The 13,532-nt window shown below is 37.5% G+C and carries 11 protein-coding genes; 1 reads left to right on the top strand and 10 read right to left on the bottom strand.

Annotation, left to right across the window (positions count from 1 at the left end; genetic code table 11):
• Positions 1-187, top strand: a 187-nt coding sequence (locus tag CYTFE_RS30955) for a hypothetical protein (protein WP_027473894.1), incomplete at its 5' end; no start/stop codon positions are given.
• A gap of 267 nt (positions 188-454) precedes the next feature.
• Here the strand turns inward: CYTFE_RS30955 and CYTFE_RS0123995 are convergent.
• From CYTFE_RS0123995 to CYTFE_RS0123950, 10 genes are all read right to left on the bottom strand, one after another.
• The gene (locus CYTFE_RS0123995) at positions 455-1,501 is read right to left on the bottom strand and encodes a site-specific integrase (RefSeq protein WP_027473893.1); all 1,047 of its coding nucleotides are present in this window, start codon (positions 1,499-1,501) and stop codon (positions 455-457) included.
• Entirely contained in the window at positions 1,488-1,991 is a 504-nt protein-coding gene (locus tag CYTFE_RS32105; protein ID WP_052343418.1) for a tyrosine-type recombinase/integrase, read from the bottom strand. The genes CYTFE_RS0123995 and CYTFE_RS32105 overlap by 14 nt, the downstream gene beginning before the upstream one ends.
• 16 nt (positions 1,992-2,007) lie before the next feature.
• On the bottom strand, positions 2,008-2,478 hold the full coding sequence (locus CYTFE_RS29195; protein ID WP_052343417.1) for a hypothetical protein: 471 nt from the start codon (positions 2,476-2,478) through the stop codon (positions 2,008-2,010).
• A gap of 3 nt (positions 2,479-2,481) precedes the next feature.
• Positions 2,482-3,726, bottom strand: a complete 1,245-nt coding sequence (locus CYTFE_RS28055) for a tyrosine-type recombinase/integrase (RefSeq protein WP_161636268.1) — start codon at positions 3,724-3,726, stop codon at positions 2,482-2,484.
• A gap of 156 nt (positions 3,727-3,882) precedes the next feature.
• Positions 3,883-4,053, bottom strand: coding sequence for a hypothetical protein (locus CYTFE_RS30230; RefSeq protein ID WP_154665725.1), 171 nt, complete (start codon positions 4,051-4,053; stop codon positions 3,883-3,885).
• Positions 4,046-4,624 (bottom strand): DUF6088 family protein, encoded by a 579-nt coding sequence (locus CYTFE_RS0123975; RefSeq protein WP_027473892.1) that lies wholly within the window; start codon positions 4,622-4,624, stop codon positions 4,046-4,048. Before CYTFE_RS0123975 ends, CYTFE_RS30230 begins: the two co-directional genes overlap by 8 nt.
• Before the next feature lie 114 nt (positions 4,625-4,738).
• A complete protein-coding gene (locus CYTFE_RS0123970; protein WP_027473891.1) occupies positions 4,739-8,266 on the bottom strand; it encodes a DEAD/DEAH box helicase in 3,528 nt (1,175 codons plus the stop codon).
• A gap of 205 nt (positions 8,267-8,471) precedes the next feature.
• Complete coding sequence (recD2, locus tag CYTFE_RS28050; RefSeq protein WP_044213268.1) at positions 8,472-11,042, bottom strand: SF1B family DNA helicase RecD2; 2,571 nt, start codon at positions 11,040-11,042, stop codon at positions 8,472-8,474.
• Between the two features lie 189 nt (positions 11,043-11,231).
• Positions 11,232-12,518, bottom strand: coding sequence for a pectinesterase family protein (locus CYTFE_RS28045; RefSeq protein WP_161636269.1), 1,287 nt, complete (start codon positions 12,516-12,518; stop codon positions 11,232-11,234).
• Positions 12,519-12,745: 227 nt separating this feature from the next.
• Complete coding sequence (locus tag CYTFE_RS0123950) at positions 12,746-13,486, bottom strand: rhamnogalacturonan acetylesterase (protein WP_027473889.1); 741 nt, start codon at positions 13,484-13,486, stop codon at positions 12,746-12,748.
• Positions 13,487-13,532 lie beyond the last annotated feature (46 nt).

The following is a 13,532-nucleotide window of genomic DNA, read 5'->3' as shown; positions in this document are numbered from 1 at the left end:
GCTACAAAAGAACCTCGAGGCCAACAACCCTTTTGATGGTGCAATTAAATATGAAATGCCTGTTAAGGTTAACCATAATGCCGGGTATACTGATATAATGCTTTGTAAGGGTAATACAAGCGTTTCAGGCTCATTGTGTCAACCAATATACCAAAGCACCACCACAGATAATAAAAGCAGCTATTAAGCTGCTTTTATTATCTTTACACATATTTTTAAAGGGACATTCCGATTTAAAAAAAGGGACATTCCGATTTTTCAATTATACTTGGTCTGCCGACGATACTCTTGTATAAATCACGGCATTATTACCTTACTTGAATTTTTCAGGGACTTTCGGTGCAAATTGTTGAAAAAGGGATAAATTGCTCACAAACTTCATTTTTAGACTTACCCTCTACAAACATACTGATTCCCTGTATTTTACACAACCCTATAACTCTTGCTCTACAACTTATTCCTTTGATAAGGACTCAAGAATCAATAAAGAAAAGGTTTCAGCGCAATCAAGTATATCCTCATTCCTTTCCCAAAGAGGAACGATTTCAGGAGAAACATTTTTATATGCTTTTTCGATGGCCTCTCGTTTCTGCTTTGAATCAGCCCTTGCATATATTTCTGTGGTTTGTATGGATACATGTCCTAATATATCCCTGATATATACTAAGTTTACCCCTGCTTGTAACAGGTGCATTGCCTTTGAGTGTCTTAGGGTGTGGCAACAAATACTTTTAGGCATAATTTCGTCATTTTCAGAGCGTGCCATCGCCGCATATTTTTTGACAATATGTGTTGTTCCACCTCGGGTTAGCTTTTCCTTTCTATTATTGGTAAATAGTGGATAAGGACGGCACTCACTTTTCAAGAGCCCATTTTCCTCCATGTAGGATAATAATATTTTCATTTGTTCTTCCAGCATCGGAACAGTTCGTATTTTCCGCCCTTTACCATGGATTGTGACGTAATATGGTTTCTCCTTGTGGAGATCTTGAACCGTCAGATCAGCGGCTTCTTGTACGCGAGCTCCGACATCATACATAACGGATAATAGGGCCAAGTCTCGACGACCTTTTCGAATCTTAGCATCCGGCATGGACAATAGCAACTTTATTCCGTCCAAGCTAAGATAGTTTACTTTACCCCGCTCGTGACGTTTGCTCTTGATAGCCAAAATTCTTTGGAACTCAAAAATATTATCAGGGTGATGATATTGAACATACTTGATGAAGGAATGGATGGCAACCAGGCGGTTATTTCTGGTGGATGCCCCCACTTTTTTCTCTTTCTGTATCCAATCCAAGAATGCAGCCACCCTGTCTCTTGTTATGGTGGATAGAGTGATCAGGTTTATGTTTATACCTTCAACTTTGTTGATATACCCAATAAGTTGGACAAAAGTGTCCCGATAAGACTTTATTGTATTCTCACTTGCCCCTCTTTCATCAACAAGGTATGTTGTGAGGAAGTCTGTTAGGTGCTTTGCAAAATCAGTCGTTCTCATAATCACATTCATTTTTTAGGCAAGGGAAGACGTTAACGAGCATGTCTTCCACATTGTGTATTAATTCTGGATATATTTCAGCCGTCAAGCGTACATAATTGTTTGTCGCTTCTATAGACTGATGACCTAGATAAGTCGATAAGATTGGTAAGGAACTGTACATGTCCATACCGTTTCTTACCATCTGTAGTAATGAACGCACAGCAAAAGTATGGCGAAGTTGATGGACATCCGGACCGTAATGATTCCCCTTAAATGGGATTCCGGATTCCTTCAGTACCAGCCTAAAGACTTTGTAAATCTGTCCACTATTACATTTTTTTCCTCTTGCAGTAATAAAGAAGTAAGGTTCGGATCTGTTTGGGTTTAGACAATCCCGGTGTGTACGATACTGCAAGAGAACATCGCAAAGTGATTTTGTAAAGGGAAGCAGTCTTTCTTTACCATTTTTCGAATCACGCAAAACAAACACTTTTTGTTTCAGGTCCATATCTTCATCCAATATGTCAAGTGCTTCCCCGATTCTCACCCCCCGTACAAACCAAAAAACGGAGTAAAGCAGGCATTACAAAACGAACAGAGTCTATTCTCATTGGTACACATATCAAACTGTCGCATATTTCCAGTATTTTATCTGTTTCAGAAACAGTATAGATATATGGAACAAAGGTTTTCCTGGGTTTGGGAACATGAGACCTTGCGGACGCTTTGCCGTTCTGGCTTAAATACAGTGCAAACTGGTTTAATGTAATACTGCGCTTATATCGATAAGCGTCAGATTCATTTTCCCGTTTTTTACTCCACGCCAAAGCCAGTTCCTTACTAATGCCAATACTTCTTTCTTTATGTTGTATGGTAAAATCGTCAAATAAACGTAGTATCTTTTCTTCTGTACAATACTTAAAACCGCAATGACGCTTAATATCAATAAAGGCTTTAATGTATTCAGCATATGTACCGTAAAAACGCATTGCCATGACTCACCACTTAAATTGTTCATAAAAACTTTCAGCTACCATATTCGTGTCCAATGGACATTCCCGTAGCGATGTCACGTCTATCCTTAAGTAATAAAGAGTTGATGTCGTATCTGCGTGCCCTAACACCTCTGATATTACAGGCATTGCCGTTTGGCTTTCCAACATTCTTGCCGCTAATGAGTGCCTTAACGCGTGTGGACCCCGACGACGTCTTCCCACGTCTATTTTTGCAGTTTTAATCGCGTTACTTGTAATGGTATAGATAGAGCCACTTTTCAATTTGACATATGGCTCCTTTGCACTTAGTACAATATATGGTAAATCAGATTTTAGACGTCCGTAACGAAGATAGTCAATAATAGCATTCCCCACTTCTGGAAGTAATGGTAGATTCAATGGGTTGGATGTCTTCACCTGTTCCAACTCAATAATGTTTTCTTCCCATTTAATATTTTCGAATCTCAAATTGCATATATCTGAGCTTCTTAGACCTAACCGTGCTCCAAGCAATAAAACAAGATAGTCTCTCTTTCCTGTTGAGTACCCTCTATCGACATTACCCAAAATCCTCGCGATCTCATCTTTAGTGTATACAGATGGGAGTTCCGATTGTTGGGTATATCTCCCACTTGGTATCATAATCGACAGATTAGACTGGATATAATGATTTTCAAACAGCCATTCTAAGAATCTCTTGATTACACTGATTGCAATGTAGGTGTTGCTTTTATGTTCAACAGGTAGATATTTTATATAACTATATAGGCAACTTGCGTTAATTGAAGTGACATCATCATTAATGAAGGTCTCTTTCTGGTATTTAAGAAAACGGGACAATTGAAGTTCATAAGTTTTAAGAGAGGATAATCTTAAATGCTCTCCTTCCTTCTTGCTGATAAACTCAAACATTCTTTGCCCGATAGAACCTGAAAAATCCGTTGTCTCAAGTGTGCTAAGGATTTTACCATCTCGGATATATTCCTGAAGTATGTTCAAAGAATAGCTCAGAGAAGTATTTTGTTCAAAATCCCCCGGAGAAGATAAAACATAATTAGAAATGAGTTTTCTAACACTCTCATAACTGTTGAAGTCAACACACACTTTCTTTGTTAGAGCAAATTCTTTGAGATTTTGCCAATTCTTGAAGTGTTTGTCAACTGTGAAACTGGAGAATTCAAGTTTCTCCGACAGGTACAGGGATGCTCGTTTAACGACATCCCATCCTCGAATCAATAAATCTTTCATAATTTCTATAAATTGGTGAGAATCAAAATATAGAAAATTACTATGTACAGTAAATGCTATTTGAAGAAGAAAATAGCGTTGATTATAAAATAGATAAAGAATCCAACTATGCATAATCATTTGCTATACATAAAAAGGTTAATGTGCATCTGCACATTAACCTTTAAATACCAAGTATTCGCCAATTTCCAACTCAAATAAAATGGAAAGTGTTTGAACAACCCACCAATCTTTTTCAACTGCAAATGCAGGAAGGTTGGTCTTTTCCCAAATCTGATTGTGTGCTACCTGTTTGTCTGCATCCGGAACACTATGCCATCTATTCATAATCTTCTTTTTTTAAGGCTTTTCTCATGATAATTCGTATCCACTCCGGGGCTAGTTTTATATCCTGTTCTAAACGATACTGCTCTTCTTTTTCTAATTGTTTTAGTACAATCTTTATTTCATCATCAGTTGCATTATCTTTTCCTATTTCTTTAAGTGCTTGTATGACTAGGCTACTAATAGCTCCAATCGTAGCAAGGTTTTTAGGAGAAGTTTTCTTGAATTTTATCGTTCGTTGCCCAATTTTAATAATCCGGGCAGAACCATCTGTCAGATAAACAATTTTTAATGGTACTTGAGTTGATAAACCAAGGGCATTTAATGCTAAAACTCCGGTAGGAACAATGCGAGCTTTATCTCTTTTAGCTATTGCATTTGCTATTTCTTCAACAGTTGGCTGAATCTCCCCAAATATTTCATGTTTCTTTAAGCGTGCATACATACCTCTGGCTACTCTGGATATTTCACCTCTCATAACAAGTCGCTCCAAAGCTTTCCCTGCTGCTTTCGACGAACCAAAGCGTAAAAAATCATCCACAAAAAACACCGAACCCCTCTTGGCTTTTTTTATTTTTCAATTATATGTATTTCAGTTGTTTTAAGCATCTATGATGTATTTTTATGTCGCAAATTTGGTGGATATTTGCGACAAAGCCATTCCTTACAAACACTCAGGCACTCAGCCTTAATCATTCATACTAACAAGGGTTTTAAGCTCTATGTTAGACAAATCTCCAATCCATTTTTCACCAGCTGAAACGGTTAAATCAGCCAAGTGTTTTTTATCCAGAAGCATTTCATTAATCTTTTCTTCAAAAGTCCCCTTGGAAATCATGCGATGCACCAATACATTTTTTTGCTGACCAATACGAAAAGCCCTGTCGGTAGCTTGAGCTTCAACAGCCGGATTCCACCACAAATCGTAATGGATAACATGATTAGCTGCGGTTAAGTTTAATCCTGTACCTCCGGCTTTTATGGAAAGGATAAATATTTTCTTATGCTTTTTAGTCTGAAAATCTTCAACCATGTCATCTCTTTTCTGACGAGAAACACCTCCATGTAAGAAAAGAGGTTGACTATCGAAAACATTTTCTAAAATGCGCACAAGAATTGTCCCCATTTCTTTGTATTGGGTAAATATCAGTACTTTTTCATCATTCTCGTAAATGGAACGAAGCAACTGAATCAACATCTCCGTTTTTCCTGATAATTCTATACGGTCATCTTCTTTCTTTAAGAATTGTGACGGGTGGTTACATACCTGTTTTAAAGCGGTCATCATTTTAAGCACCAGCCCTTTTCTTTCAATGGAGTCTTCTTCTGCATTTTCAAGCGTTTTCATCATCGAATCGACCACATTTTGATACAGTGCTGTTTGTTCTTTTGCAAGTTCAACAAAACAATCATGCTCAATTTTTTCGGGCAAATCAGATATGATTGATTTATCGGTTTTTAATCTTCTGAGGATAAAAGGTTCTGTTATTTTCCGGAACCTTTCAAGTTGTTCCTCATTATTGTCATTCTCGATAGGTGAGGCAAAAGCTTTCTTAAAATACTTTGCTGAACCCAGATAGCCCTTATTAACGAAATCAAATAAACTCCAATATTCACTTAGCCTGTTTTCAACTGGAGTTCCACTCATAGCGATTTTAACATCAGCTTTTATTTTTTTAACTGCTTTTGTTTGTTCCGTTCCCGGATTCTTTATGTTTTGAGCTTCATCAATGGCCAATACTTCCCACTTAATCTTCTGAAATTTAGATGCATCGCTACGTAACATTCCATAGGAAGTAATTACCAAATCGCATTCGTCGGTTTTAAATTCTCGTTTTGCACCATGATATATATGAGGCAACAATTGCGGTGCAAATCGTTCAATCTCCTTTTGCCAGTTAGTAATCAATGTTGTGGGAACAACAACCAATGCTTTCTTCTTATTTAAGCGACCTTCATTTTTGAATTGCAGTAATAAACTAATGACTTGCAATGTTTTTCCAAGTCCCATATCATCAGCAATAATGCTTCCAAATCCTACCTTACTGTTGTTGTATAGCCATTGGTATCCACGTTCCTGGTATGGACGCAATGTTGCATTCAATTCGGCAGGAGTTGCAATTCTGTCGCTTTGTAATAATTCATTTATCAATTGTCTTGCAGTATCTGAAAGCGATATTTTTGCTTCCTGATACTCCTCAGTCAAAGCAGACTGGAGCAATTCCGCATGAGAGAGCTGCTTACCTTCGTCAAGATTAGCGAGCAAGGTTGCCACTTCTTTTTGGTCAATTAGCACATATTCTCCCTTAATATTTACCACACCCGATGTGCCGTCAACCAACTTTTTAAATTCACTTACCGGAATGGTTTTGTCGCCAATGGCTATTTGCCATTCAAATTGCAGCATTTCGTTCAGGTTGAGATAACTTTTGCCGGATGAGTTTGAATTGTTGCTTTCTAATTTTAAAGATGCTTTAGGACGAGCCAGGCTCTTAAGTGAATTAGGCAATAAAATACGGATGCCCAGCAATTTTACTACAGGCAAGATGTTTAGTAAAACATCAGCAAAAGTATCTGAATCAAAGAATAGCTGATCTTTACCTGAGGATGATATTAATGGATTTATTGCTGTAAAATCATGCGATAAACTTGCCAATGATTGAAATAATGATGTCTTAAATTTATTATATGCTTTGTCTTTTATAAAATCAGCAAGTGATATTGGTTCCTGAATTGAATCCTTACGGTTTTCAACCCAAAGTTGAAATTCAAAGTTGTTTTCATCCTGATTATCATCAATTTTAATAAGTGGTACGTATGGCTTTTCGCTTATATAAAAACGTTGCAAGTATTGGTGAATGGCTTCCGGTATTTGTTTTTCTCCAAGATGATTAAAAGTATAGCATTCATTCCTGAAGAATAATTGTTCAATTTTTGTTTCTAAATATTGCGTTGCCCTAGCCTGAACGGAACTATTCTCTTTTATATAATGACTTAAGAAAAGTGACACGATGGTGATAGATTGCTCTCGAAATGATAAGTATTTTTGCTTTTTTGCACTAACCGACACTTTAACCAATGTCGGAGAAATACTTTGTTCAAGTGCTTCAAGTAATGCATTAACTTCTTCGTTTATGGTAGCCGGAATCCACCGTATTGCATATTCATCTTTTTTTGTTGCCAGAATTTGAGGCAAAAAAGCTCCACATTCGCCAAGTTTAACGCTTAAATACCAAGCTCTGTATAAGGTTTTTAAATCGGGTGATAGTCGTTGTTCATATTTTTTTGGCAATCGGGCTAGGAAGTTAATCAGGGAATCTATTCCATCGTCAGCTGCATTAAAAACCAAATCTCCTTTATCGGAATGGAAGCTTATTTTTTGGAAAGAGGAATCGTGATTAACCAATAGCTCCACCCTTTCAATGCTTTCAAAAACCTTTGGTTCGAACTCTACTACATCTTTATTCAGTAAGGTTTTTGCATGTCGGACAAGGGCTTTGTAATTTTTCCTGAGTAAAGGAACAAAAGGTTTATCGTAAAAAATACTTTTGGTTTCAAGCAACGACAAAAGATTTTCTGTTTGAGGTGTTACTTTTGACAAATCAAAGTGTTCATCATTTACTTCTATTGAATTGATATTTTCCAATGGACTATCCTGAAGCATGTGTTGAAAAAGCGGAATATCCATTTCACTTTCAAGGGTCATTCCGGTTTTGGTTAACTCTTTTAATATATCTAAACCATGAAGCTGAAAAATAAGGAAAGGGTTTCTGTCAATTTCAGCCGAAATCATATAAATAACCGATGCTAAATGTTTGCAGGGGACAGCCCAATCGGGGCATGAGCATTGCATGTTGAAATCAGACCACTTATTGGGGAATACGGCTATATTATGTGTTTTTGCTATTTTATTTAATTCATGTGGCAATTTCCGGTTAAGTAAATTAGAGAGCAACAAAGGGTCTTCACTAATAGCTTGTATTAACTTTTTCTTCTCGGTATCGGAAAACATTGGTACTGTAACCTGAACCGAGTAAGGTGTTCGACGACTTCCTTTAACTTTAGCTTCAATGTTGTTATTTACTATATTAATGGATGCTACATATCCATTACGAGCATAACTTCTACCTCTGGGTAATCTGTTTGAATAATCAATATCTGTAAGTGCTTTTAGGAAGTGTTCTCCCCACCACGTTTGTCCAAATTGCTGTGCCATCGCTATCTTATATTTTTATTGTTTGAAGTCAGAAGACGGAAGACAGAAGACGGAAGATGGAAGTCTGAAGCGCGGAGTTGACGAACAACCTTCCGCCTTCAACCTTCCAACTTACTTAATTCTCTTTTTGAATGCTATCATCATGTTCATTAGATTGAAAGCTTCTTCATAATAAATATTAAAGTCTTCTACTGTAATATATTCTCTATTTCCCGTCTTCCGACTTCAATCTTCTGACTTCCGACTCTCTTAATAAACTGTTCAACATCGTCTTTCTTGAACGATTATCAATATTTTTAACGGCTATCCCTAAAGCTTTTCTTGTTCCAACGAATATAGCCATCTTTTTTGCTCTTGTTAATGCTGTATATATCAGGTTTTGATATAGCATGTTAAAGTGTTGAAGTACAACCGGAATTATAACTGCATCAAACTCACTCCCCTGCGACTTATGTATGGTGATAGCATAAGCAAGGTCAATATCTAAGATATCTTGCTTCTCATAATGTATCTCCCTCGTATTATCTCCTGACGCATAGCTTATTTCCATGGTTATATTCTGACTATCAATGGATGTTATCTGTCCAATATCACCGTTAAAAACCTCAAGATCATAGTTATTACGACGCTGAATTACACGGTCGCCCGTACGAAAGGTCCTTTCACCCATTTGCAAACTTGCTTTTCCTGCATCAATGGGATTTGCTGCATCCTGAACCAGTTGATTCAGATTACGGGTCCCCATACTTCCAACAGTCATGGGAGTTAATATTTGCACCTCTGTATCACACCCTAATCGTTCTTTAATAGTTTTTACATATAGCCTGACAACCATTTCAGAAGCAGTAAAACCATAATTTAAACTTGACCAAGGATGAATACCTTTTATAATATTTTTTAAAGCCTCTGCATCACTCTCCGACTTTAATAAAGATTGAATATCTGCATGTAAGTAATTAGTAGGCACATTAAATATATACGAACGGACCCCTTTCTTTCGCAATTCTTCAATTTCTGATTCGGAGGTATTATTTATATAGATATCATTGGTCTGAGTAATGGATTTATAATGATCATCTACATCGTCAGCCCTTTGCTCACGAACAAAAGCAATGCCCTCACTCTCTATAACATAACGCATCGACTTCCTAATCTTCTTTATAAAAAGCAGTTGCTCCTTGTTGGCCTCTTCTGAATCGAGAAAAAGGCAATCGACCTTTTGATTCCAGATGTCAGGAACATGTATTGGCGATTCTATGGGAGGTATTTGTCTTCTAATGATTTGGTGGGCAAATTTTATAATCTGACTTTGATTAGCCTGACGAAAAATCTTTTCTAGATGAAAGTAAGGCACTTGCCCACTTTCTATTAAATCCTTAAGAACGTTTCCTGCTCCCACCGACGGAAGCTGATTGGGATCACCAATAAATAACACTTGAGCTGTTTCAGGTATAGCTCGTAACAAAGATGCTGATATGGAAATATCAAGCATGGAGCATTCATCAATTATAACAAAATCCGTTTCTAGAGGTTCCTCTTTGTTTTTTTTAAATTGCCCCGTATGAGGTTGCCAAACTAGCAAGCGATGAATGGTTTTTGCCTCCCTACCAATAACCTCACTCATGCGCTGTGCCGCCCGACCTGTTGGTGTAGCAAGCGTCACCCGCTTTTTCATGGCCAACAATAATTTCACCAAGGCCTTGGTGGTGGTTGTCTTTCCACAGCCAGGACCACCAGTTAATATAGAAAACGCTTGTTGACAAATCTTAAGAACCGCATTAAACTGCTCATCACTTAAGGGAAACTCTTGTTGTTCATTAAAACGGCTCAGCCAATCTTTAACCCTTTGCGAATCAACACTGATCTGTTTCGAAAGAAATGTTTTGATCGTTTCTGCAGTGTACAGCTCATCATAATAGAGCGATTTGGAATAATAACACTTAACCTGGATATCATTCTCTTGTTTCAACCTTATTTTCAGGTCGTTTCCCTCTTCCATTTGATGAACGACATCTACTAAAAGATCCGGAAAACCTTCCTTTAAAAGGGCTTCAACATCACTTTGTATATGTGGCAGCTCCAAATAACAATGACCTTGTTCTCGAGCTGCGGCAAGCACGTGGCTGACAGCTGCCTGCATACGTTTGGGGCTATCTTTTTCAACTCCCATACTCAGCGCTATCTTATCTGCCGAAAAAAAACCAATACCATAAATATCTTTTGATAGTTGATAAGGGTTATCTTTTACAATATTAATAGCTTCATTGCCATAAGTCTTGAAGATTTTAACGGCAAATAAAGTACTTACGCCGTACTCCTGTAAAAAAAGCATCACATTTCGTATTTCTCGATGTTCCGTCCAAGAAGACTGTATCTGGTCGAGCTTAGCTTGAGCTATGCCTGTAACTTCTTTCAGACGTTCAATATTATGCTCAAAAACATCCAGTGTTTCTTTTCCAAAATACTTTACAATACGTTTAGCAATCTTAGGACCAACACCATAAATCAGTCCCGAGCCTATGTATTTTTCCAATGCTGAGGCACTGGCTGGTTTACGTTCAAAAGAATTATGCGATTTAAATTGTTCACCATATTTGGGATGTTGCACCCACTCGCCCTCAAATTCAAAGGTAGCTCCCGCAAATACGTTGGCTTGATGAACGGTTACAGCTTTTAACTCATGCGGTTTATCCAACGGACTAACCTTTAATACAGTCCATCCATTTTCTTTGTTGTGATAAGTTACTCGTTGTATGATTCCGATGAGCTTTTCCATACTTGCATTAACTTCTGTACTTTATAAACTACGTTCCACTTCCACACAAACAAGGTTTATCCCCGCTTATATTTTTCCTGCACACCGTTTGTTATTCTCAAATCGCAGGACAGTAAATCCACACAACCCACAAAATTATGATTTATTTGTCATCTTTTATGGTGCAAGCAAATAATTTATATAAAAAAGTCATCTTCTATCAGTAAGCTCATTGTCTCTTTCAATAGTCACCTGCAGCACGCCAGTATCGTCACTGCTAAACAAATATTTAGCTTTAACAGTAGCCTTCACACTTTGCACATTCCCACTACATACATATACTTTACCTTGCATATCACCCAATACTTCTTCGCTATCTCTCATCAACTTCAACCTTTCGCTACCAGCTCCGGATGCATACGAATAGAGCTTCCCAAATGCTGACACCACTTTTAAATCACCCACAGGCATAACTATTTCATCAAACCACAAATACATACAATCTCCCTCATATTCCACTTTATCCAAGTATAAATTAGCTGTATCAATGGGATTCCATTGTCCATCGAAGGTCCACTCCGGGTCTATGGTATCAGGACCCAAGGAAGCCACGTTTAAATTATCAGCAAACCACGAGTAATTACCTCCTTCGCGCTTACAATGATAAAAATAATACCTATCTCCATAAAGGTAAGGCCTATTCTTTTCGGGTCGATTGGGATAGCGAACCCTTTCGATATTTTTGTCCCTTAGAAAAGATGAAAATTCACAACCAATAAAATAAAATTGGGCATCGTAGTGATGACGAGCCAAGTAAAAACTATCAAGGCCTAAAAAGCGACAAGCTTTTAATACCATTTTTTGTTTTTGGTTACCGGGGGCAGCATGCCAAATGGCGGCCGTATTTTTCAATTCATTAAAAATAGAATTAGAAATATAACACCAACCTCTGGGACAAACAAAGTCAACCGCACCCTCGAAATAACAATTGTGATGATAATACATTCCCGTTTTATGATTCCACAAAGAAACTGTATCTCCCCCATTACTGGTAACATTACAATTTACAATGATAGTTCTTGTTCCTTTACCCAGAATAGCAAAGGCATGAGGGCCTATTTTCGGTTGGGTATTCCGAATGGTCAGGTTATCCAAAATAATATCATCTGCATGAATATTAATGACTGCCGGACCAATATGATCTTTCTTTTGTTGCCAGTCTTCCCGCAATTGGGCATACTGAATAATTGTACTATCCCTGCTTTCTCCCCGAATAGTTATATAGTCACATTCCAATCTTATTTTTTCATTATAAACTCCATTTTTAACCAACACAACAATACGTTGGTAATTATAATAAGGTAAATCTTCAACAGCTTCACTGATGGAAATATAATCGCCCGACCCATCCTTTGCCACCACCATATCAGCATAAATATCAGCCCATAACGTTTGTGATAAGAATAAAAGAGTTAATACACAACAAATAAGTCTCATTATAAATATCATTTTTATTTAAGCTGTCCACAAAAGCATCCCTTCCTGCATGAAAACGAGCCAAAGAACTATTAACAAAGAGCGTTGGCGGCGTATTTTCTCCAACATCATTTACAGGCGCGGGGTAAGACGCTTCAAAACACAATCGATACGCAACAGTTATTGAACACACAATAATAAAACATGCCACAAACAGATATTTGTCTGCTCTCCTCATTAAAATACTATTAGGGGTGATTAACAATATGTTGCTTCAAATCACCAATTAACTTCCTCAATTCCTGAACCGCTAGCGCAGCTACTTTTTCAGCTCCCTGTACACTTAAGTGGGTATCATCCTGTCTCCCCTCCGGAAATAAATCACTGTTTTTTGTCCATACATACAGCACTTTGGATTTTTCACTTCCCAACGAGTCCACCAAGTGATGTGTCAATTTTTGAAGGTCAACCAACCCTACATTCAAATTCTCAGCCACTTTCCTCATGGCCTTTGGATAATCTCCATGCGTATCTATCAATTGACCATCTTCTGAAAATTTACGGCGTACTATTGAGGTCAATAAAATAGGAGTCGCTCCCTTCTGTCGACTTTCAACAACAAACTTTTTAAGGTTCCTATAATAATCACCATAAGGTTTAGTATATCGTTCTGGAGAATTATGCTTCTGGTCATTATGTCCGAACTGAATCAACACAAAATCGCCTTGCGTCAAACTATCCAACACATTTATCCACCTACCTTCAACGATAAAACTTTTAGTACTTCTACCATTTTTAGCATGATTTTTAATGATCACCGCATCATCGAAAAATGCCGACAAAACCATTCCCCATCCTGTTTCAGGCGCCACTTCTGGTTTTTTAACCGACATGGTTGAATCTCCAACCATGTATATGCATAAAGTATCTTTCTGATTACACGACAGCAAAATAACAGCCATCAACCCATACGCAAATATTTCCTTCATATGATTAAATTTAATTTTCAGCTTTTAAAAATTAGCGCAACATCAC

Origin of the sequence: Saccharicrinis fermentans DSM 9555 = JCM 21142 (assembly GCF_000517085.1) — a bacterium.
GTDB lineage: Bacteria > Bacteroidota > Bacteroidia > Bacteroidales > Marinilabiliaceae > Saccharicrinis > Saccharicrinis fermentans.
Note: the sequence above shows the minus strand (reverse complement) of the source record. Positions and strands in the feature narration are given on the sequence as shown.